Source organism: Glaciimonas sp. OK215 (genome assembly GCF_057787885.1).
Genome location: NZ_CM173544.1, coordinates 4,179,717 through 4,202,548 on the forward strand (window position 1 = coordinate 4,179,717; position 22,832 = coordinate 4,202,548).

The window sequence follows — 22,832 nt, forward strand, 5'->3', positions numbered from 1 at the left end:
AATCTGATCTACGCGCTGACAGGCTTGCCCAGCAAACGCTTCAACGTCTTCACCATGCTTGCCCCCCACTGCAGCGGCTGCGGTTCGGCGATATACAGCGAGACACGATCCCGCGCATCGATGCGTATCCACCCTGAGCGCGGCGCCACCCACTCGCCGCTTCCAATCAGTGTCATTTCCTCATTCCAGCCGTAACCATCCATTTGCACATTGCGGAGCGTCACGCACATACTTCCGTCCAGCAGTACGACGCCGGTGCCGGAGCTGGCGTAAAAGTAGAATGTCTGTCCTGCCATCAGTTCGCGAGTTTGCATGGTGGTAGCTCATTAGTCGTTGAGGAAGATGATCCAGAGTAAGCCGATAGCAAATGCAGCGAAATGCACAGACCGATACAATCTGTATCGCATCACAGGCACATTTAGACGTCTGTTACCCCCTGTTTTCAAGACCTCTGTATCTATTCGACGCTGAACATTCACTAGATCATTACGCATGGATAGCAAAACCCAGCAGCCTCTGTATCGCCAACTCGCCGCCCACTATCTGGATGCGATCAAAGCGCGCGTCCTGCATCCCGGCGATCGGGTGCCATCGGTGCGCGCCCTGATGCGGCAGCACGCCGTCAGTCTCTCCACCGCACTCCAGGCTTGCCGTTTTCTGGAGAGCGAAGGCTGGCTCGAAGCGCGGCCGCGTTCCGGTTATTTCGTCAGGTCGCCAAAACGGCCGGGCATGATGGCGGTAACCGAGCCTGACATGACCAGGCCGCACGATGCTGCGCAGTTCGTCGGCATCCATCAAAAAGTCTCCGAAATCATCTCGATGGGGCAGCGCAAGGTGCGTATCAATCTCGGCCGCGCCGCGGGTGCGCCGGAACTGTATCCGGGCAAGCAACTCAACGCGCTCGCTGCCAGGGCATTGCGGCAGCACCACAGCATGTTTTCGAAACAGAGTTCTCCCACCGGCAACGCCGCCTTCAAGCATGTATTGGCCAAGCGTGCGCTGGCCAGCGGCATGACCCTGAACCCGGATGACATCCTGGTCACGCATGGCTGCATCGAAGCGCTCAATCTTGCGCTGCGCGCCGTGGCGCAGCCGGGCGACGTCATCGCCGTCGAATCGCCGACCTTTTACGGTCTGCTGCAGGTGATGGAAAGCCTGGGCATGCGCGCGCTTGAAATCCCCACCAGTGCGCAAACCGGTATCTCGCTCGAAGCGCTGGAGTTAGCCATCCGGACCTACGACAACATCAAGGCGATCGTAGTGGTGCCGCATCTGCAAAATCCGCTCGGCAGCATCATGCCGGAGACGCACAAGAAGCGCCTGGTGCAACTGTGCGAAACCAACGACATCGCGCTGATCGAAGACGATTCGTATAGCGCACTGGTACACGACGGCCCGCCGCTGACATCGCTGAAAGCGCACGACACCTCAGGCAATGTCATCCATTGCGCCTCGCTGCACAAGATCCTGGCACCCGGCTTGCGGCTGGGCTGGATGGTGGCCGGACGATGGCAAGCCCGCGTCAACATGCTCAAGTATGCGCAGACCCGTTACAACGACGAGTGGTCGCAAACTATCGCCGCAGAATTCATGGCTTCGCCAGCGTACGACAGGCATCTGCGCGGGATACGCGGTGCGCTGCGTACGCAACGCGATCTGACCGCCGAGGCCATTTCCATGCACTTCCCCGAAGGTACGCGCTGCAGCCTGCCGAATGGCGGCGTGTCGATGTGGGTGGAACTGCCTGCAGGCCTGTCTTCCAAAAAAGTATTTGAGGCGGCACTTGCTCGCGACATACTGATTTCTCCGGGATTGCTGTTTTCCAACTCGCATCGCTTCGACCATTTCATCCGCCTCAATTGCGGCATGCCTTTCTCGGATGAGGTCAAGCAGGCGTATGTCCAGCTTGGCAATATCATGCGCGCGCTGGCGCAGCAGGGTCTGGGAATGGTGTCCTAAACGGCTGTTAGCTGCGTCGGTGAGCAATCCAGGCCCCCCAGAACAAGCTTGAAAAAAATCTCAGCGGCTTGCCGAAGCCGCCATCCGCAAGCAGCGTTGCGACTGCGTCTTCTGAATGCGGCGGGTCTGCGCCCTGCAGGATCTTGCCGAGCTTTGCCTTTACCTCGTCTGGCGATGCGCCCTGCATGCGCCAGCGCTCCCCCCAGGCCGCGAGTAACAGCGGCTGACTCGCATACGCATGGTGATTGCCTGCCAGGATCAGCGGCGCCCCCGGTTTCAGACGGCAGGCAATGGCTTGAAGAATTGACAGCTTTGCGGCATCTCCCGGCAGGTGATGCAGCACGCCGATCAGGGTGGCAGCATCGAATACGGGTTCTACCGGTAGATCCTCTACCCTACCCAAGCTCGCCGCCGTGCGCGCCATCAAGCCCGCCTCTGCCACCCGCGCCAGCGCGATGTCCAGCATAGGCTGCGAAGGATCAACCGCGGTAAACCGCCAATTTGGCGCCAACCTTCCTGCGTTCGTAATCTCCTGTGCGGGACCGCCGACACCGACTACCAAAACATGCGCAGCGGTTTCAGTCCCGATGGATGCCGCCAGCATGCAGGCGGCCAGTTCGTGGCAGGCGTCATAGCCGGCCAGCGCTATGCGGCTTTGTTGTTCATATTCGCCGGCACGGGAAGCGTCGAACTTGCCGGCGCTGTCAGTCGCTGCTGTGGTCATGACGGTATTCCTTCTGAAGATAGGTAAATAGGAAATTAAGCTAGTCATGCCAAGCGTACCAGCGACTTTATCCTATTGCAATATTGACATTTATCCTGGTATAAACATTACCAGCCAGCAACTCGCCTAAAAATGAAAATGCTGCGTGGCAACCAACCTTAGAATGTACGTGAGTGTACGTAAGCCGATTTTCTGTATCATTGCCCAATGCCAATTTTCCAAAGCATCAAGTTCCGCTTCATCGGGCTCGGCGTATTGCTCGTCGTGGCCGGCGTTGTGCTGCGCTTGTTTGTTGCGCTGCCCGTTGCGCAGGAACTCCTGCGCGACCAGGTGGCGGCCCAGCAATTGTCGATTGCGTCTTATGTCGCGCGCGACATTGATCACAGTATCCTGGCGCGCCGCGCGCTGATCGGCGAACTGAGTACCGCGCTGCCGCCCGCGCTGGTGCAGCAGCCCGGGAAACTGGCGCTTTGGATTCAGGAAAGACAGCGTGTGAACCCCTTATTTAATAGCGGGTTGCTGGTGCTGCGACCGGATGGCAGCGGCCTGCTTGCGGAATATCCGGTGGTGGCCGGGCGCAATCATCTCATCTATTCTGATGCCGACTGGTTCCAGGCGGCGTTGCGTGCCGATGTGCCGGTGATGAGTAAGCCGCAGCGCGGACGCGCCAACGGCCAACCGATCCTGATCATGGCGGCACCCGTACGCGACGCCGCCAGGCGCGTGGTGGCGGTGCTGGCGGGGGTGGTTGTGCTGAATACACCGGGCTTTCTCGATCGCCTGCAAGAAGTCCGGCTCGGCGCAAGCGGCGGCTTCCTTTTGGTATCGCCGGCCGACAAACTGTTCGTCGGCGCCAGCGACCCGGCCATGGTATTAAGGCCGACCCCGGCGCCCGGCGTGAACCTGCTGCACGATCGGGCCATGGCAGGTTACCGCGGCACTGGCACCACTATCAACGCCAACGGCGTCGAGGAACTGTCGGCCATGGTGACGGTGCCCAGCACCGGATGGTTTGTCGTCGCCCGCATCCCTGCTGCGGAAGTGTTCCACCCGCTTGCGGCAATGCGTAGTCTGGTCTTTAAGTACACGCTGGCGATGCTGGTCGGGATGATGGCGCTATTGATGTTGCTGTTGCCGCGCATATTGCGGCCACTGACGGATGCGGCACGTTCGATGCGCGAGATGGCGGACGGCAAACGCCAACTGGGGCCGCTGCCTGTCAAGCACCGGGACGAGGTAGGCGATCTGGTGCTCGGCTTTAATTATCTGGTGGCGCGGCTGCATGAAAAGGAAACCGCGCTCAAGGCGAGCGAGGCGCGGCTGGTATTTATGGCACATCACGACGCGCTCACCGGTTTATACAACCGGGCCATGCTGGAAGACCGTTCGCAACAAGCGTTGGCGCGGGCCGAGCGCGACGGCTCGCATTTTGCGCTGTTGTTTTGCGATCTCGATGATTTTAAGCCGATCAACGATCAATATGGACATGAAGTCGGCGATGCCATCCTGTGCCAGGTCGCGGCGCGCCTATCGGACGGACGCCGGCGCACCGATACCGTGGCGCGTCTCGGCGGCGACGAGTTTGTCGTCCTGTTGACCGATCTCAACGATACCCGCGACGCGGCGATTCGCGTCGCGCAGCAATTGCTGGCGGCGATCGGCATGCCTTTTTATCTCGAAGGCAAGACATTTACGCTCGGCGCGTCGATCGGTATTGCGCTGTATTGCGGCAGCAGCATCTCTGCTTCGCAATTGATGTCGCAGGCCGATATCGCCATGTATCAAGCCAAACGGGCGGGGAAGAATGAGTTTCGTGTTTTCGATGAGGCGCTGAAATCCCTCACCATTTGATGCCCGTACGGGGGCGCCGGCTCACTGGATCCGTTTCGCAGCAAATCCAGCTTATCGGACTTTCCCCAATGCAGGTTTCGCAGTTCCAGGCATTCTGGCCGGAGTATGCGCTTGCATGAACGTCTCCAGTTGCGCAATCGGCACAGGCCGGCTGAACAGGTAGCCCTGATAGGCATGACAGCCATGGTGAGCGAGAAAGTCTCTCTGGGCGTCGGTTTCCACCCCCTCGGCAATCACCGTCAGTCCCAGGCTCCTCCCCAAAGCCACGATGGTGCGGGCAATGGCAGCATCATTCGGGTCAATCAGTATGTCCTTGACGAAAGACTGATCAATCTTTAACTGGTCCAGGGGCAGGCGCTTCAGATAAGAAAGAGAGGAATAGCCGGTCCCGAAGTCGTCCAGCGAAAAACTCACTCCCTGATCTTTCAGTACCGTCATTTTGGCGATGGTAGCGTCCATATCGTCCACGATCAGGCTCTCGGTAAGCTCCAGCTTCAGTCTCTGCGGATTGGCGCCGCTACGATCCAGCACTGTCGTCACCTGATGCACGAAGTCCGGATGGCGGAACTGGCGAACGCTGACATTCACCGCAATGGTAAATTGCGCCGTTTCCGGCCGTGTCGCCCAAGTCGCCAGTTGCGCGCAGGCGGTTTCCAGCACCCATTGGCCCAACGGCAGAATGAGCCCGGTATCTTCGGCCAGCAAGATGAATTCAGCAGGAGGAACCAGGCCACGCCGCGGATGCTGCCAGCGCACCAGTGCCTCGGCACCTGTCATGCAGCCGTCTCCATCCATCTGCGGCTGGTAATACAGAAGGAACTCATTGCGCGACAGGCCCTGGCGCAAGTCCACTTCCATGGCTGCACGAGCGGTGACAGCTGCCTGCATCTCGACATCGAAGAAGCGCATGGCATTCCGGCCCGCCGCCTTGGCCTGATACATCGCGAGATCGGCTTGTTTCAACAGGTCACCCACGGTGTCCTGCGGATCGCTGAACTGGGTAATGCCTATGCTGGAAGTACTGTGGTGTTCAAGCCCGGCGATCAGGTAGGGCTGGCTGAGGATGGCCAGGATTTTTTCGCCGACAATCTTCGCCTGAAGCGCGGCTTCCGCCAGGCTTGCATCCAGGCCCAGCAGCATCACCACGAATTCGTCCCCGCCCAGACGGGCCACGGTGTCGCTCATGCGCACGCAGGTCGCCAGTCGCACAGCGGCTTGTTGCAGCAGCAGATCACCCTTGTCGTGCCCAAGGGTATCGTTGATGATCTTGAAGTTGTCCAGATCGATGAACAGTAGCGCTCCGGTCTGCTGGCTGCGGACGTTGGTCGCCAGCGCTTTTTGAAGCCGATTTATCAATAGTTGCCGGTTAGGCAGCAAGGTCAGAGGGTCGTAGAAAGCCAGGTGCTGGACTTCATGTTCAGCCGCCTTGCGTTGCGTAATATCCGTGTCGATGGCAAGAATGGATTGCGGCCGACCGTCATCATTTCTCACCAGAGTCCAACGGCTTTCCACGCTCAGCGTAGTGCCATCCTTACGCCGCCGGCTGATCTCGCCGCTCCATTCGCCGAGCTCCACTGCCTCGTGGTTGGCCTCGTCGAAGGCGGCAGGATTATCAAAGAACAGGTCGTCCATCGCGCTACCAAGCACCTCTTCCCGGGTCCAGCCATAGAGCCGCTCGGCGCTTTTATTCCAGAACAGAATACGATGATCCATCCCGCGCACAATAATCGCGTCCTGTGCCTTGTCGAGCAGCGATGCCTGATCGCGAATCCGGACATCCGTTTCCTGACGCTCCATTTCGGCGGCGGCCCGGGCGGCAAAGATCTGCAGCGTGGAGGTGACGAAATCAAGTTTTTTCAACGGTTCGCGAAACAATATGAAGAGCAAGCCGATGGGCTGTCCAGCCGAATTGTCGAGGCGCCAGCCGACGTATGCCTGCGTGCCGAGCGCCGTCAGCGACGGTGACCGGGAAAAATTCATGGCAATCTCGTCAGGTACAAGAAAATTGTCGGCAGCCAGAATTTCTTCGCAAGCATTACATGCGATGACGTAGTCGAAATTATCCGCAACTCTGCCATCAATTACCGCCGCCAATATGCGGGCGGTAAGCGGTTTTCCAGGCAGCAAGCGTGCCACAAATCCAGCACTCGCTCCCAGCGCCTCCGCCATATTGCGGGCCAATTGCTCAAAGAACTCCGTGCCGGTGCTGGCAGAAACGCCAGCTGCGATTTTCAGAACGGCTGACTGGATTTGCTGCTGCGCATACCCAACGCGGATGTTGCTAATGCCGAATGCCAGGTCATCTGCCAGTTCCTTGAGCAGCTTGATTTCGTCGCCCGACACCGCGATGATCTCTTCGGAATATAAGGCCAGCAAGCCGAAGGTGCGGCCTTTATCGCACAGCGGCAGGTAGATCCCGCCACGGTAGCCGCGCCGTTGCGCAGCTGCCAGCCATGGCGAGGAGCTGGACTCCTGCGCGATATCTTCGACCACGACCGGCACGCCGCCGCGGATGGCCCGGCCCGCCGGCCCCCGGCCTGCCGCGTCATCCTCGGACCAACTCAGTCTGATTCCGTCGAGGTAGGTTGTATCGTCATGATTTCCTGCCTGCGCCGCTGGCGTGATTGTGCGGGCTGCATCGTCCTGTGCGTAGCCCACCCACGCCAGGCGGTAGCCGCCGACGTCTATCGCCAGGCGACATATATGCAGGAGCAGCTCGTACTCGCTTTCCGCCCGGATCACGGCTTCGTTGCAGCGGCTCAGCATTTGTAATGCGCGATTGGTGCGCGTCAGTTCCAATGCCGCCTGTTTGCGTTCAGTGATATCAGTAATTGAGCCCGCCATGCGCACCGGCTCACCTTTCGAATCAAGCGCCGACTGCGCGCGTGAGCGCACCCAGCGTAACTTGCCGGATTGCGTGAAAATGCGGTACTCAACGTCATAGGAGGAATTGTTGCGCAAATAATTTTTCATGGCCGCACTTACGGCGCCCTGATCTTGCGGGTGGACATATTTGAGAAAATGGTCCGGCGTATGGTGAATTTCATCGCCTCCCTGCTCCAGCAGTTCTTTCAGGCGGGGCGAATAATACACGCTCTTTGCGAGGATATCCCAGTCCCACAATCCGTCGCTGGTGCCACGCATGGCAAGTTGCAGGCGCTCCTCGCTGATGCGCAGCGCATTTTCAAATTCCTCTTTTTTTTGCAGAATGGAACGCGAAATAAAGCTGGCGGCTCCCATCAGGGCCGCTGCAATTGCCAGCGTCCCAAGGAGCAGGAGCTGCTGCAATTTGCGTGATGCATCTCCCAGGCTGAACGAAAATGCCGCCTCCAGCTGATTGAGGCGTAAATTGATAGTCTTGATGCGGACACGGGTGGCTTGCGCCGAGGCTACGTCAAATTCGCCGGCAATCGTTGCGCTGTGCAGCCGGCCAGCCATGGCGTTGAGCTCGGATACCTGACTATCGGCCTCAGCCCAAATCGAAATCACCTCATTCATGAAGCTGACATGTCGAAAATTCCGAAACAGGCTGATCATGCCATTGATGTCATCGGGGTGATTCCGACCTTGAAGCAGACCCTGGCGTGCGATGTCAAGGTTGGGCGCAGCCCTCTCCAATTCCAGGCGCGCCTTGCGGTCTCCCAATGGCACCGCAATCGCATCCAGAAACGCTTGATAATGGGGCTGGTCACGCGTCGTGACATATTCCAACAAGTGTGCGACTGCGTCCTTCTGTGCTTTGGAATACAGGCTTTCGCCCGCAACAAAAGCACGTACCGATGACAGCATGCCCATGCTGAAAACCCCCAGCCCCACTAACAAAGCTGCTGTAGCAAGGAGAGGCCAAATCACTTTTATCCAACGCCAATTGGACTCAATCCTGAACAGCGTTCCTAGTCGGTGCATAGCAAGCCATTGGCATAAGAAAACTAAAAAATTTTAGGCTAATTGTGCGTAATGACCTCGATTGGAAAAGGCTTTAAGCGAATACTGAAGTGGCTTTATCATAGGCCCGGCGGTTGCCGGAATGCAAGTTTTATAATTTTTATTGCGAGGGGTATTGTGAAGCGGCCACAGCCCAATGTATGTTTCGCAACTTTATATCGCGAATTGTGCGCCAGCGCACGGAGCGGATTCGGCCAAAGCGGGACAATCGGATCACGCTGGGGAAAAGAGCGGCGTCTCGCATTGATATTAAAGGGAATACCATGAACAGACATATTTGGGGCGGCATCGCCATCTGCGGATTTTTAGTAACCTGTTTTGCGCTGGGCGCAATGAATCCGACGACCATCGTAGCGAATTCCTTCTTCCATGAGGGCGTGGATCAGGAGGTCATTTTTTTGCTGACCGGGGGCATAGTCATCTGCCTCATCGGCTTTATCGGCCTGATCCGCATCATGGTTGGATTCGAAGATGCCATTGACCTGTATCTGGAAAAGCCGTCCGAATCGACAAGCGCCTAGCACGGAATCCCCCCATGCAGTGCCGCTTGCTGCGGACCCGAACTGACTGCCCCGGACAACTGTGTGTTGATAGGTGCCCTGCCCGCTAACAGCCACAGCGCAGATTTCGTTGACCCAGTGTCCTCTATGTGCGTCAGCGAACAGATACTCTTTAAAAACAGTGGGATTATGCGTACTCCACTCTAAAAAAGGACAGACCATGAAAATCAAACTCGCGACAAGCTGTTTCGTCATCTGCACCGTGCTGGCGCCCTTTGCGGCCCATGCCGGAGATTCAGATGCAGACCGCACCCATCCTGCGGCATTCGTCAAGAACTCGGTAATCACGACCAAAATCAAAACCAAGCTGGCAGCCGAAAAGATCGACAGCCTGATGCATGTCAAGGTGGATACCGACCACAAGGGCGCGGTGGTGTTGCGCGGAAAAGTCAGAAACCAGGAAGAAGCGGACAAAGCCGTCTCCATTGCACGCGAAACCGAAGGCGTAACTTCGGTCAAGAGCAAGATGCAAATCAAGAAAGACGATTAAGGTTCTGATTCACACACCAGATGCATCCGGCGCGGATTTTATGTCCGTGTCATGCCTGCGCGTGGCCCCCCCGGTTCCAGCAGAATCGGGGGGCGGCCTTGATTTTTTTATCAAAACGTTCGAGACCACGCCGGTTCGTCGCACAGCCATTGCGGATGAGCTAGCCGGTCGCGCTGACCATCAGCGGTATATGCCGGAGCAATGTGATGATTGGTCGGTTCCACTTTTCGCTTGCCGTGCTGCTGGTCGCGCTACTCAGCGGTTGCGCGTCGCTGCCGCCGGGTTCCGCTTTTCCAAAAACTGCTTCCTCGGCGCTGGCGCATCCGGAGCAGACCCGGCTTGGCCGCCAGTTTGAAACTGCGGCGCGCGAACATGACGGCAACTCCGGATTTCGCATCGTTCCGGTGGGCGCCGACGGGTTCCTGCTGCGCATGCAAATGATCAATGCCGCAGAACGCACACTCGACCTGCAATATTTCATTTTTCGCGGGGACGAAACCGGCCGGCTGCTGACCGACGCGGTATTGCATGCGGCCGATCGCGGGGTGCGGGTGCGGGTGCTGATCGACGATGGCGAAACGGTGGCCGGCGACGAGCAGCTTAGCGCGCTGGAAGCGCACGCTTCCATCGACATTCGCATCTTCAATCCCTTCGCGTATCGCGGCCACACTACGCTGTTTCGCGCCACTGAATTCATGTTCAACGCTTCCCGGCTCGACTATCGCATGCACAATAAATTGCTGGTGGTGGACAATGCCATGGCGCTCATAGGCGGGCGCAATATAGGCGATCAATACTTTCAGATCGACCCGGATTCGCAGTTCGCCGACGACGACGTATTTGCCGCCGGCCCTATCTCCCGACGACTCTCGGGAACCTTCGACGAATACTGGAACAGCGCACTGGCGATCCCGGTTCAGGCGCTTTCAGGTGGCAAGACGTCCCATGCCGACTTAAACGCGCATCGCACGGTATTGCACCAGCAGACCAGGCAGCTGAAGGCGGACGGTATCGACTATGTGAAGCGGGTGGCCACCGGCGAGCCGTTTAACGGGATCATCTCCGGCCGCTTGCCCTTGGTCTGGGCGCACGCGGAGGTGGTCTGCGACAGCCCCGACAAGAAGAAGGTGGAAAGCGGCGCGATGGTCGGCAGATTGATGCAGCGGGCGGTGGCGAATGCCGCTGGCGCGGTGCAATCCGAATTGCTGATGGTCACGCCCTACCTGATACCGGGGCACGAAGGCATGCAATTGTTCAAAGACCTGCGCCAGCGCAACGTACGTGTCCGTATCCTGACCAGCTCGCTGGAATCGTCGACGGTGTTGGCGGCACAATCCGGCTACATGCATTATCGGGTGCCGCTGCTTGAGAGCGGCGTGGAGCTCTATGAGATCCGCTCACTGCTGGGCAACACCAGAGGCAGCGGTGAAACGGCGGCCATCTCGCGCTTTGGAAATTATTCGCTGCACGCAAAACTGTTTGTGTTTGACCGCCAGCGGCTGTTCATCGGGTCCATGAACTTCGATCAACGCTCGATGCACCTGAACACCGAGATTGGCGTGATCATTGACAGTCCCGCGCTTGCGCAACAGATCGCCGCGCGTTTCGACGCCATGGTGCAGCCGGTCAATTCCTACCAGCTGGCATTGCGTCCGAACAACGCAGGCGGGGCGCCAGATTTTGTGTGGCGCACGCAGGAAAATGGCAAGGCCGTCGAGTACGACACGGAACCCGCCAGGAGCGACTGGCAACGCGCCAAGGTCCATATGTTATCGCTACTGCCACTGGATAAAGAGCTATGACCATGCATTCGACAAGGTGCTTGGTACGCATGCCGGGATTCTTGTTGGTACCAGTTGCGCGTGCGGAAGCACCGATTTTAAAAAAATGCTCCTCTGTACGCCAACGTACAGAACAGCTTGATACTTTCGCTTAGTCTCTGAATATCGAATCTGGAATCACCCACTTGCACAAGATGGTTCGAATATCTCGGCTTGTCTATGCACAATCTTGTGCGCATTTTTCTCTCATCAGATAAAAGGATCAATATGCGATATTCATTACTGTTAGGCGCACTAGTCACTGTGCTGGGTCTGAGCGCTTGTGAAAAATCCACGGTCAGCACTCCTGCACCGCCGGTAGTGGTCGTTCCCGGCCCGGCTGGAGCGACTGGCGCAACCGGTGCCACCGGCACTGCAGTGGCTGTTCCCGGCCCAACCGGGGACACTGGTGCAACCGGTGCTTCCGGTGCTGCCGGCGATAATGGCGCAAAGGGTGACGTCGGTGCAACGGGCGCTGAAGGTGACAAAGGCGACACGGGCAAAACCGGCAAAACCGGTGGGGACGTGGTCGTAGTCGTTCCTGCACAGAAGTAAGCGCTATCGTACAACACATGGATCAATTCCATGTCGTTGACGATGTATCCGGACACTCTCCGGCGCTGGCGGCAACTTCGTTGACAAACACCGGCCGGAAGCAATTGTGTACGGAAAACTAATTCATGTAACTGATCAGGATATACACCATGAACAAAAATCAAATTCAAGGCACTGCTAAAGATATCGCCGGTAAAGTGCAAGAGGAAGCAGGTAAATTAACTGGAAATAACAAGCAACAGATCAAAGGACTGGATAAACAGATCACGGGAAAAGTGCAGAAATCGGTTGGCGATGTGGAAGAACTGATCAAGGCCAAAGTCCGTTCCTTGTAGGCTTGCCTGAACAGCAAAACGAGGCATCCTTAAAAAATCCCCAAAAGGTTTTGTCGACCTTTTGGGGATTTTCCATGACCGGACCGGATAGCCGCTTGCATGCGTTACATTGCCTGTTTGCTGACGACACCGACCACGATCCAGTTGTCGACCGTCCGCAATGCGCGCCAATCGATCACGGCGGCCAGGCTCGAACCGTCTTTACGGCGCAATGCCGTTGTTTGCGTGTGCGCCGGCCCGCCTGCGATCAGTTCATCAAAGACGGCCGTCAAGTGCCCACCGCTATCAATCCCCAAATCGGCCAGATCCAGGGCGAACAACTCGTTCCGGCTATAGCCCGACATGCGGCAAGCCGCCGCATTCGCATCAATCACGCGCATGCTGGCGCGATCGAGTAAACACACACCCTGATCGATCACATCCATGGCATTCCGAAAACGCAATTGCTCCTGGTCCGGAAGCATGCGATCGGTGACGTCCATACCGATCCCGCGATAGCCGATAAAACGGCTGCCTGTATCGAACATCGGCTCCCCGCTGACTTGCAGATATTGGATCGTGCCATCGGTCTTGCTGCGGCTATAGACGAAATCGAGGAAGGGTCGCCGATTGGCAATGTTCGCATCCAGCAGCGCGCGCTCGGCCACATTCCAGCTCCCCGGCAGCACCATCTGGTTAGCGCCCGGCGTGCCGTCCGCTTCAATCCCCAGCATTTCAAAGACCGGGCCGGAAAATCTGGTTAGCTTGCCTTCCGGGTCTTGCTCCCAATACCAGTCCGATGACAGTTCGGTGAAACTTTTGAAGCGGGCCTCGCTCTGGCGCAATTCGGCCGTGCGTTCCAGCACCGTCTGTTCCAGCACCTTGTTGTAATTGTCGAGCTTTTGGTACAACAGCCGTACTTCCAGCATGTTATGGATACGTGTTTGCACTTCGATCAAATCGAATGGTTTGCTGACGAAGTCTTTGGCGCCCGCTTGCAGCGCGCGCAGCTTGTGACCCGGTTGCGCCGTGATGACCAGCACCGGTAAATAACCGCCGGTCTCGACTTCCTTCAAGCCTTCCATGACCTGGAATCCATCCATTTCCGGCATTTGCAGATCGAGCAAAATCAAGTCGTAGCGATGCGCCACATGCAAGGCGCAGACCGCGTGCGGATCCAGCGTCGAGGTAATGCGCGTATAGCCTGTACTCTGCAGCATTTTTTCCAGCAGCAGGACGTTCGTTTGCTGATCATCGACGATCAAGATGCTGGCGTTGAGAATCTCGGATGCTTCAAGCATTGCGTTCTTTCCAAAAGGTCGTCCTACGCGGCGGCATCACCCTACGACATCTGATCTGCTCGCCTGTCCATTCTCCGCAGCATAATGCAGTGCGACATCCAGCGCATCCATGAACTCGTTGACCTTGATAGGCTTTGTCAAATAGCGGAAGAACCCGGCCTCCAAACCCTTCTCGATGTCACGCGGGACGGCATTCGCCGATAGCGCCATGACCGGGATGTGGGAAGTAGCAGGATCATCGCGCAAAATTTTCAAGGCGCCAAAGCCACTGATGCCGGGCAAATTAATATCCATCAATATCGCGTCCGGCTGATAGGCGCGTGCCAGCTGGACGCCCAGATGACCATCGACGGCGGTCAGCAATTTCAAATCGCTGCGGCGTGCAATCAATTGCTCGACCAGGGCCAGATTTGCCGGATTGTCCTCGACATACAGCAGCGTGCGCTGGGACGACAGCACCTGTGCCGCCGCCGGATCCGGTTCATCCACGCCGACGGTGCTGCCGAACACCAGCTCCGGCGCATTCGATGCGGCCAGCTCGACCCAGAATACGCTGCCGACACCGACATTGCTCTCGACGCCGATGATGCCGCCCATCAACTCGACCAGTTGCTTGGTGACGACCAGGCCGATGCCGGTGCCTTCTTCGGAACTGGTCTCTTGTCCCAGCCGATTGAATGGCTGGAATAGTTGCGCCAACTGTTCCGGCGCCAGGCCGGCGCCGGTGTCCTTGACGCTGACGCGAACCCGGCTTTCGGCGCTCATGACGCATTCGACAATCACCGCGCCGCCGGCCTGATTATATTTAATCGCATTCGACAGCAAATTGATAATCACTTGCTTGACTCTGGTCCGATCGGCATGGATATAGAAGAGATTATCAAAACGCGGGAACTGCATCTGTATCCCGCGCTTCTGCGCCTGAGGCTCGATCATTGCCTGGCAATCCTGCAGCACCTCGGCGAGCGACATCGATTCTTGCGACATCGTCACCTTACCCGATTCGATCATCGCCAGATCGAGGATTTCATTAATCAGGCGCAGCAGATACCAGCCGGCTTGCAAGATCTGGTCGATCGACACCTTCTGCGCCGATGAGGGCGGCGGTGTCTCGGATGCCATCAACTGCGCGAATCCGAGCACGGCATTGAGCGGCGTGCGTAGTTCATGGCTCATGCTGGACAAGAATTCCGATTTTGCCAGGTTGGCTTTTTCCGCGGCCGCCTTTGCATTTTCGAGTTCGATGTTATTTTCTTGCAGCGTATGCTCGAATTGCTTGCGGTCGGTGACGTCGCGGGCTGCCGCGAACACGCCTTGCAGCTTGCGGTCGCGGTCATAGAAGGTGGTGGCGTTGTACGAGACGACCGTTTCCTTGCCATCCCTGGCCTGGGCGGTCAGTTCGTAGTTGGTCACCTTGCTTTCGCGCAGCACACGCGTAATGGCCGCCTCAGCCCGTTCCGGCTCGGTAAAATAATTCTTGAACGGCGCCCCGATCAATTCATCGCGGGTGCAGCCGGTAAGCAGTTCCATCTGCTGGTTGACGTCGCTGATGATGCCGCGCGGATCGGTCGTCATCAACGCATCGATATTCGATTCGATCAGTGAGCGCGTATAGAACTGCTGATCGCGCAAACGCTGGTCGAGCAGCGCCTGCTCGGCTTCGACTTGCTTGCGTGCCGTGTTATCGGTGCCGATCAAGAGGTAGCCGATCACTTTGTCTTGCGCATCGCGCAGCGCGGTGACCGACACGATCGCCGGAAAGCGGCTGCCATCCTTGCGGATATAGGTCAGCTCATAAATATCTTCGATGCCGCGTGAGGCCTTGAACACCAGCGCCTCAAACCCCGGCGTGATCGGGGTGTCCCATTCCAGGCTCAAGGCCGCCGCCCGCGCGATCAGCTCCGGCGCGTCCGAAATGCCGGCCGGGGTGATCTTGTCGACCACGTCCTCCGCCGTGTAACCGAGCATACGTTCGGCGCCGACGTTGAAAATCTGGATCACGCCCTGTGCGTCGGTGGCGATACTGGAGAAATTGGCACTGTTGAAAATGGCGTTTTGCAATGCGCCCGCTTTCAGCAATGGCTGCTGCGCCTCTTGCAACACCTGTTCGACCGCCACACGGCCGCGGATCTCCCGTCGTAGCCGCGCATACAGCAATGCCAGGGAAGCCAGCAGCAAAGCGATGCTGCCCGCAATGAAGGCGGCGGCGGATGACGCAGCGATGTTCCAGCCGACACCGCCGACTGCGAGCAGCACGGCAAGTGTCATCCCGAGCCCGATCAACATCAGGCGCTCGACCGGTGTTTTTTTCATTTTGTACATAAATCAGACATTAATTAATTTGCCACTGAGCGCTAGCCTCGGCTCAAACAAGGTTGATTCTCAGGCGGAAGGCCGGTTCTGGCGCTGGCGCACATCCGACAACAAGCGGGTGAATTCTTTCCTCACGACCTCATAACATTCGCAGACACGACCTTCCAGGCCGGCCCGGTCCGCGACCGTGATATGGCCGCGTCGATAGCGGATAAAACCGTGGTTTTGCAATTTCCCGGCGGCCTCGGTCACGCCTTCGCGCCGCACGCCCAGCATACTGGCGATCAATTCCTGGGTCATCGTCAATTCATTCGATGGCAAACGATCCAAGGTCAGCAGCAGCCAGCGGCACAATTGCTGCTCTACCGAATGATGGCGATTGCACACGGCGGTCTGCGACATTTGCGTGATCAGCGCCTGGGTGTAGCGCAGCAACAGGCGCAGCACCGGACCGGCACGGTTGAACTCTTCCATCAACAGGTGGGACTTGAGACGGTAGCCATGGCCGCCCGTCTGCACCACCGCCCGGCTGGGCGTCGTGTCGCCGCCCATGAAAAGAGAAATTCCCAATACGCCCTCATTGCCGACGCCGGCAATTTCAGACGAACCGCCGTTTTCGAGCACGTAGTGCAGCGAAACGATCGATGTGGTTGGAAAATAGACATGCTGCAGCTTGCCTCCGGACTCATAGAGGACGTCGCCGAGCAGCATCGGAATCAATTCCAGATGCGGCGCCAGGCGGTCGAATTCAGCGTCGAGCAAGGCTGCAAGAAGGTGATTTTGGTTCGGATCATGCGTGCCGGACATATCAGAATTCCTGCTTCCAGTCGTTAACCAGCCAGTAAAACGCGCCCGAAAGAATGCAGCTGCCAACAGGCTAACATACCAGCCCGTGTGGCCGCAGCGTAACACAGCGCCAATCGCAAGATTTTTATTTTTGGTGGGATATTTGACACAGCAAGGCATGCCAACGCGAGACACGATCGCAAGCTGGAACCGGTCATGCGGTGTCTGACGAATGCGGCCGCCTTGTCGGGCGGGCGCTTGTCGGTAGAGTATAGGTGACGTGACAGCTTTGGCGAACCCCGCATATATCAAGCCAGGGTTCGCCCGGCGCCTCCTTAGCGGGCCGGCACAACCACGACGGTTTCGCCACTTCCTTTTGCCCCCGTGTTTCCTCTTGCACCAGTGTTACCGGTCGCGCCGGTGTACCCGGTTGCGCCGGTATTGCCCGTTGCGCCGGTATCTCCGGTCGCACCGGTGTAGCCGGTCGCGCCGGTATTCCCAGTACTCCCGGTATCTCCCGTCGCACCGGTATAGCCGGTCGCGCCGGTATGGCCGGTATGACCTGTTGCGCCGGTATCACCGGTTGCGCCTTGCGGTCCGGCCGGACCTGCGGGAAGCGTGAGGCATCCACCCAACGCGAGCGCCGCCAATGCTGCGACAAAATGTTTTGTATACATCATGATGATTTCCTTTAATTGGCTAACGAGAACTGTTCACTTTATTGTGAGCAGGCACCCAGATTTGATCAGTCTCTGGCGACAATGATCAGCGTCGGCAGATCAGGCCATCGCTACTGCAGGATCGTATCCGCCCAATCTGCACGCAGGAATTCGAGCGTGCGTCCCGGCGGCGGTCTACGGTTGCAGATGAGGCTACGCGAACCACTCGGCCGGCTCAGTACGCTGACGCACATAGCGCGGTCTATCTGCAATGTCATCGCGCATCCTCCAGGAAATAGAGGCTTGATCGGCTGAAGCAATGGCCCGCATCCTGTACGTGCGCTAACGCACAGAATCCATCGGTTCATCAGCCTATATTCCGTAATGAACGGCAAACGGTGCACAACAAGGTGCATGAAACGAATCCGAAACTTCCTAAAAAATGGAGCCCAGCATGAACAAGAAAGCAGTCGTTTCCGCCATCATGGCGATGTCTTTGGTTACAGGAGGACTGGCCTTCGGCCAGGATTACGGGAATCGCAACGGCCGCGATGAACGGACGCAGCGCGGCGGCCACCAGGATCGCCGCGACAACAACGATGCCCGAAGGGACGAACATGGCGCCGGCCCACACCGTGAATTCCATAAAGGCGACCGCCTTCCACCCGAATATCGCAATAAACAATACGTGGTCGATGACTGGCGCGGCCACCGCCTGAGCGCCCCGCCCCGCGGCTACCATTGGGTTCAAACCGGCGGCGACTATGTTCTGGTTGCGATCACCAGCGGCGTCATCCTGCAAATCTTTCTAAACAATTAAAAAGGACATGTCATGAAAAATATCCGCACTCTTCTGATCGCTGTTTCGGCACTGGTATTGGTCAATGCCGCCCAGGCACAAACGGCAGTTTCTACCGATGCATCTGCAGCGGTTGCAGTGACCGGTGGCGCAAACGCTCCTTACTCCGCCGATCCGCTGGTACAAAAACGCCAGGCTGACAGTATCTCCAAAGCGGAATATCACGCGCGTAAGAAAGCCGCGAGAAAGCAAATGAAAGCAGAAAAGAAGGAAGCAAAATCCGAGTTGAAAATGGAGAAATCGGAATCGACCGATACCCGCAATAAAGCAATGGCAGCAGAATTGCCAGCAGTCAAGGGATCCACAAAGGTCGCCGAACCGTTATCGAAATAAGTCAAAGCATGGTGTTGGCCGGTAGTGAACTTCGCACGTCGATATCTGGCCGGCTAAAAGGGCTCACGGTTATAAAAATAGATGTATACGGCAGTCTGAAAATAGCCGGAAAACGCATTTCAGAATGGCCATTTTCAGGTCAAGCGAATCACCTCCACTAGGGGAATAATCATCAAAAACATATTGGTTTCGGCGGCCGTAGCGGCCGCCCTTGCAGCCTGGGGTCTGCCAAGTTCGGCCCGCCAGGCGGTAGCACTTCCCGGTGTAGTCGGTACCGAGGGTGTTTTGAACGGGGTAGATACAGCAGGCGCAGGGACATTGAGTGTCGGCAATCAGAATATCAATACGAATAACGATCCTGGCGGCGCCATCACGAGCAGTGCCGCCGATACCGGCATCGTCAACTTCAGCGGCAGTTCCACGGTAACCGGATTTACCGGTACGGTTGGATCCGAGTTCCTCCGCATAGACGCCGGCGCTAACGGGAATGTCGTCAACTTTAACGGACCTGTTTTTGCCAAAACATTCAATGTCACCGGGACGGGCGTCGTCAATTTCAATGGGGACGTTCGGGCAGCACCTCTGTTTGCCGCTGACGGCTTTATCAATCTGGGTGCAGACCGAACATTGACGGGCGCCATCACGACCTCAGCCGCCAATACCGGGACGTTGACGCTGAACGACGGCAGCAGAGTGGTTGGCGCCATCGGCGGAGCAAGCGGCATCAGGCAGATTAACGTGGTCGGCGGAAACGCCTCGATTACCGGCGCAGTCCAGACCCTGGGACTCAACCTCGGCACCAATACCTTGAATATCGCGGGACAACTGACCACTAACGCCGGTGGTACGATTTCTACCACGCTATACAGCGATACACTGTTCGGCAAGGTCATAGCAGGTAATTCCCAAGTCAATGCCGGCGGGATCACGGTGACCCCGACGGTGACCGGTGTGCTGACAACGGGAACCAACTTCAGGATTATCAGCGCGCCGGCGGGAACCATCGGCGCTCCTGTATTCGTCGTCAATAATAATCCGCGATATCAGTTCAGCGGCGTGCCAACCACGACGGGCGACGTCAACATATTGCTGACGGGCGTGAAGCCGCTGGCAACATTTGCCACTACGCCCGGCGCTCTCGGGATCGCGCCGATATTGGACGTGAGCGCTGCGGCCGGTTCCGACCTTCTGGCTATTCAGAACGCCATCGCCGTCCTGCCCGATGCCGCGTCAATCAACAATGCATTGGCACAACTTGCTCCCGGTACCGCAAATCTCGCCGCGCCCCTGGCAGCCGCACAGACCACGCAACTTTTTCAAGATCTGTGGATGACGCGCATGGAAGAGATTCAAGGCGCATGCTGCGATACCGCCTGCATTCCCAAAGATGCTCTCCGGACGGAAACCAATCCGCAAAAATGCAAAAGCCCGGATCAGCGCGGTAGCTGGTGGGGAAAAGGGTTTGCCAGTTCAGGCCGTCAAAGCGACGTATCGAATATGAACGGGTACGGTAGCAAAGCCGTCGGCGTGATGCTGGCTTATGACTTGCCCTTGAACGACCGGACACGCGTCGGTTTCGGCGGTGGCTATGCCAACACAACCGTCGACGGGAACAATTCTTCCGGTCGCACGAAGATCGACTCTTACCAGTTAACGGCTTACTTCGACCACACCATGGGGCCGGTATTTGTCCAAGGCTCCTTGATGGCCGGAGTAGACAAATACGATGGTTCACGATCCATCGTATTTCCAGGAATCAATCGCAATGCGAACGCCGACTTCAATGGGCAGCAATACACTGCAATGCTTGCCACGGGAAAGCATTTTGTCTTCGACCAGACCACCATCACGCCGCTGGCCTCTCTGCAACTGTCTCGCATTGCCGTCGACAGCTATCAGGAAAATGGCGCTGGCGACGCAAACTTGCGTGTCAATGGTCAACATTACAACTTCGTTCAATCAGGCTTGGGAGTGAAGGCGGAGCGCGTCATGCAATCCGGCGGTCACACGTATGCGCCTGAAGTGCACGTTAAGTGGTTGCATGATTTCAAGGCCACCACCATGCACGAAGACGCTGCTTTTGCCGGCGGTGGCGGAACGTTTTCAGCGAACGGGATAAAGCAGGATCGCGATCTGTTCAATGTGGGCGCAGGTGTCACACTTCTGACTTGCAATTGCGACCACGAATCCTGGACAGTCAAGGGGCTTTATGACTATAAGTGGAATCAGAGCCATTACTCGGCAAATCAAGTATCGCTCGTCGCGAATTTGAAATTCTGATATTGGCATGACTTAGGTTTACCCGAAAAGATAGCCTTGACACTGGATTGTGGTTACTGTTCTAACTGCAATCCGGAGCGCCCGGGAAGCGGGTTTGATTTTCAGACCTAGTCGATGCGCCGCACTGGCACAGCTGAAACTATCGGCCATTGGGAGGCGCGGTACTAACGCTTATCGGATATCGTTGCTCGTTCTTCTTTGGCCTTAAGTTGCAAGCACAACTCGATCCGGCAACAATCGTCAGATCGGTTCGAAGTCTGAAAGGCTGCACCCGTTAAGGATTGCGTCATTCGAGAAAGTCAGGACTTCGACCCAAAGCGGACTTACTAAATGCTCGGAAGCGGCCGTTCACAGTTCGCTATGAGAGACGCACGGCTTTATACGCGACCTGTCGCACGCGTGGTTAGTTGCACACCGCAAGGCACCCGACTCGACTACCACACGAATGGTACAAGACGATACCGGACCCGTTTCTGGTATGCGGTATAACCGGACAGATTCCTGGCGAGGAAGCGTTCCTCGTCAATGAGTCGCCATATCAGAAATGGCATCATCGCGGCGATTGGGAGAAACCCCCAATACGAGCCTAGCGCTAACGGTGTGCCGAGAAGGTACAGGGATGCGCTCGCGTACATCGGGTGGCGAACGATTGCATATGGCCCGGTCGAAATAACCTTCTGATTCTCCGCGACCTCGATCGTTGCTGAAGCGAACGTGTTTTCTTGATACACAAGGGAAATGAGATAAAAACCAATCGCAACGAGCGCGTCTCCGGCCATAACACCTCCGAGTGGCATGGTGGACCAACCAAAGCGGTGGTCAAACGCTGGCACGACAAGAAGGGCTATAAAGGCGCTTGACGTACACAGCATGATGAACTTCTGAGCTGGTTGCTTCTCCGCCGCCGGACCGCCGCTCATCCGACGCTCAAGAAGCGCCGGGTCCTTTCGCATGAGATAGAGCGTGATGAGGACCGATGCGCCCGTGAAGATCAACAAGTACGCCCATGCTTCCCAATAATGAACGGTCCCCGCCGGGACGAACAGCAGAAGGCCCATCACAACGGCGAGTACGGTAAGTGCGAGCCATGCCCTCGCATTAAGATTCTTCATAGCGCCATTTGCCCGTACTCGGTAATCATCGCCATAGCCTCGACAATCTTCACCTTTTCGTCCTCAGTGATTTCAAGGTTGATACGCACACCCAAACTAGACGAGGCATCCTGCCACAATGTGAATTGGAAGGCAATCCAGAGGGGCTGCTATTGGCCGACCTCGGTCCTTCGCGAACGCCTCAATCCGCCACGATGCAGCCATTCATGTATTTAACGCCGGAATTCACGGGCTCCGTCAACATCTCCAGTCCGGCTAGCGAGTGGCGCTTTCGCCGTTAGCATTGAAAAAATTTCGCGTGCCTTATTATTCGCGCGAAATTTATTACGCTACTGACGGTTCCAATAAATTCGCCTCTATGTGTGAAAGTGCGCGCGCAACGTACTCATCTTTTTCGCCGACAGGGGCGAAATAATGCAGCACCTCCCTGGCTTCTGCAAGTCCCTTCAATCGCGCAATCATCCATGCCGAAATGTATTGAGCAGACAAACATCCCCCTGCGGTTGCCAGGTTGCCGTGCGCAAAAAAAGCTTGATTCAAGATATTTATCCCCGCAGCTTGTACCCAAGGCTTGCTGGTTGAGTCTGTGCATGCCGGCATTTGGCCGATGAGGCCAAGCTTTGCAAGCAAAAATGTTCCGGAACACTGCGCTGCTATAAGCTGACGTCCCGGATCGAGCTGTAGCTGATTCAGGATGGATGAATCATTGGCTACTTCACGTGTTTTCATTCCGCTGCCTATCAATACGGCGTCGGCCTTATTCGCTTCTTTCAGGTCGATGTGGGCATCGACTGTTAATCCATTCATTGACGTTACTCGGGCAGTTGGACTGGAGATACTCACCGTCCAATTGGTATCACCCAATAATGAAATCCGGCTCAGCATTCCATATGCAATTAATGAGTCCAGTTCGTTGAATCCGTCGAATGTCAGGATGGCTATGTGCATGAATACGTCCCTGAGTTGGTGAA

The 22,832-nt window shown here is 56.9% G+C and carries 19 protein-coding genes; 10 read left to right on the forward strand and 9 right to left on the reverse strand.

Annotation, left to right across the window (positions count from 1 at the left end; genetic code table 11):
• Nucleotides 1-8: 8 nt before the first annotated feature.
• A complete protein-coding gene (locus AC3CHX_RS19295) occupies nt 9-314 on the reverse strand; it encodes a hypothetical protein (RefSeq protein ID WP_488629635.1) in 306 nt (101 codons plus the stop codon).
• A gap of 178 nt (nt 315-492) precedes the next feature.
• On the opposite strand from AC3CHX_RS19295, the gene AC3CHX_RS19300 reads away from it, so the two are divergent.
• The gene (locus AC3CHX_RS19300) at nt 493-1,959 is read left to right on the forward strand and encodes an aminotransferase-like domain-containing protein (protein WP_488629636.1); all 1,467 of its coding nucleotides are present in this window, start codon (nt 493-495) and stop codon (nt 1,957-1,959) included.
• A gap of 7 nt (nt 1,960-1,966) precedes the next feature.
• Here AC3CHX_RS19300 and AC3CHX_RS19305 read toward each other — a convergent pair whose 3' ends face one another.
• Nucleotides 1,967-2,683 (reverse strand): class I SAM-dependent methyltransferase, encoded by a 717-nt coding sequence (locus AC3CHX_RS19305; RefSeq protein ID WP_488629637.1) that lies wholly within the window; start codon nt 2,681-2,683, stop codon nt 1,967-1,969.
• A gap of 207 nt (nt 2,684-2,890) precedes the next feature.
• Here AC3CHX_RS19305 and AC3CHX_RS19310 point away from each other — a divergent pair, with 207 nt between their 5' ends.
• Nucleotides 2,891-4,534: a bifunctional diguanylate cyclase/phosphodiesterase gene (locus tag AC3CHX_RS19310; protein ID WP_488629638.1), complete on the forward strand. Its 1,644-nt coding sequence runs from the start codon at nt 2,891-2,893 to the stop codon at nt 4,532-4,534.
• 51 nt (nt 4,535-4,585) lie between these two features.
• Here AC3CHX_RS19310 and AC3CHX_RS19315 read toward each other — a convergent pair whose 3' ends face one another.
• Nucleotides 4,586-8,329 (reverse strand): bifunctional diguanylate cyclase/phosphodiesterase, encoded by a 3,744-nt coding sequence (locus AC3CHX_RS19315; RefSeq protein ID WP_488629639.1) that lies wholly within the window; start codon nt 8,327-8,329, stop codon nt 4,586-4,588.
• 413 nt (nt 8,330-8,742) lie between these two features.
• Between AC3CHX_RS19315 and AC3CHX_RS19320 the strand changes: the two genes are divergently transcribed.
• The 5 genes from AC3CHX_RS19320 (at nt 8,743) to AC3CHX_RS19340 (ending at nt 12,239) form a co-directional block, all read left to right on the forward strand.
• The gene (locus AC3CHX_RS19320) at nt 8,743-9,000 is read left to right on the forward strand and encodes a hypothetical protein (protein ID WP_488629640.1); all 258 of its coding nucleotides are present in this window, start codon (nt 8,743-8,745) and stop codon (nt 8,998-9,000) included.
• Between the two features lie 199 nt (nt 9,001-9,199).
• Nucleotides 9,200-9,529: a BON domain-containing protein gene (locus AC3CHX_RS19325; protein WP_488629641.1), complete on the forward strand. Its 330-nt coding sequence runs from the start codon at nt 9,200-9,202 to the stop codon at nt 9,527-9,529.
• 206 nt (nt 9,530-9,735) lie between these two features.
• Nucleotides 9,736-11,331: a phospholipase D-like domain-containing protein gene (locus AC3CHX_RS19330; protein WP_488629642.1), complete on the forward strand. Its 1,596-nt coding sequence runs from the start codon at nt 9,736-9,738 to the stop codon at nt 11,329-11,331.
• 246 nt (nt 11,332-11,577) lie between these two features.
• Nucleotides 11,578-11,904 (forward strand): collagen-like protein, encoded by a 327-nt coding sequence (locus AC3CHX_RS19335; RefSeq protein ID WP_488629643.1) that lies wholly within the window; start codon nt 11,578-11,580, stop codon nt 11,902-11,904.
• A gap of 149 nt (nt 11,905-12,053) precedes the next feature.
• Nucleotides 12,054-12,239 carry a CsbD family protein gene (locus AC3CHX_RS19340; protein WP_488629644.1) on the forward strand — a complete coding sequence of 62 codons (186 nt, stop codon included), beginning with the start codon at nt 12,054-12,056 and terminating at the stop codon, nt 12,237-12,239.
• A gap of 104 nt (nt 12,240-12,343) precedes the next feature.
• Here AC3CHX_RS19340 and AC3CHX_RS19345 read toward each other — a convergent pair whose 3' ends face one another.
• The 4 genes from AC3CHX_RS19345 to AC3CHX_RS19360 form a co-directional block, all read right to left on the reverse strand.
• Entirely contained in the window at nt 12,344-13,519 is a 1,176-nt protein-coding gene (locus AC3CHX_RS19345; RefSeq protein WP_488629645.1) for a response regulator, read from the reverse strand.
• 36 nt (nt 13,520-13,555) lie between these two features.
• Nucleotides 13,556-15,832 carry a PAS domain-containing hybrid sensor histidine kinase/response regulator gene (locus tag AC3CHX_RS19350; RefSeq protein ID WP_488629646.1) on the reverse strand — a complete coding sequence of 759 codons (2,277 nt, stop codon included), beginning with the start codon at nt 15,830-15,832 and terminating at the stop codon, nt 13,556-13,558.
• A 69-nt stretch (nt 15,833-15,901) separates the two neighbouring features.
• Entirely contained in the window at nt 15,902-16,639 is a 738-nt protein-coding gene (locus AC3CHX_RS19355; RefSeq protein WP_488629647.1) for a Crp/Fnr family transcriptional regulator, read from the reverse strand.
• Between the two features lie 314 nt (nt 16,640-16,953).
• Nucleotides 16,954-17,298, reverse strand: coding sequence for a collagen-like protein (locus tag AC3CHX_RS19360; RefSeq protein ID WP_488629648.1), 345 nt, complete (start codon nt 17,296-17,298; stop codon nt 16,954-16,956).
• Nucleotides 17,299-17,731: 433 nt separating this feature from the next.
• Between AC3CHX_RS19360 and AC3CHX_RS19365 the strand changes: the two genes are divergently transcribed.
• From AC3CHX_RS19365 to AC3CHX_RS19375, 3 genes are all read left to right on the forward strand, one after another.
• Nucleotides 17,732-18,097 carry an RcnB family protein gene (locus tag AC3CHX_RS19365; RefSeq protein WP_488629649.1) on the forward strand — a complete coding sequence of 122 codons (366 nt, stop codon included), beginning with the start codon at nt 17,732-17,734 and terminating at the stop codon, nt 18,095-18,097.
• A 12-nt stretch (nt 18,098-18,109) separates the two neighbouring features.
• A complete protein-coding gene (locus tag AC3CHX_RS19370; protein WP_488629650.1) occupies nt 18,110-18,469 on the forward strand; it encodes a hypothetical protein in 360 nt (119 codons plus the stop codon).
• A 285-nt stretch (nt 18,470-18,754) separates the two neighbouring features.
• The gene (locus AC3CHX_RS19375) at nt 18,755-20,749 is read left to right on the forward strand and encodes an autotransporter family protein (RefSeq protein ID WP_488629651.1); all 1,995 of its coding nucleotides are present in this window, start codon (nt 18,755-18,757) and stop codon (nt 20,747-20,749) included.
• A gap of 434 nt (nt 20,750-21,183) precedes the next feature.
• On the opposite strand, the gene AC3CHX_RS19380 is transcribed toward AC3CHX_RS19375, so the two are convergent.
• Both AC3CHX_RS19380 and AC3CHX_RS19385 read right to left on the reverse strand, forming a co-directional pair.
• Complete coding sequence (locus AC3CHX_RS19380; protein WP_488629652.1) at nt 21,184-21,861, reverse strand: methyltransferase family protein; 678 nt, start codon at nt 21,859-21,861, stop codon at nt 21,184-21,186.
• A 324-nt stretch (nt 21,862-22,185) separates the two neighbouring features.
• On the reverse strand, nt 22,186-22,809 hold the full coding sequence (locus AC3CHX_RS19385) for a DJ-1/PfpI family protein (protein ID WP_488629653.1): 624 nt from the start codon (nt 22,807-22,809) through the stop codon (nt 22,186-22,188).
• Between the last annotated feature and the right edge of the window lie 23 nt (nt 22,810-22,832).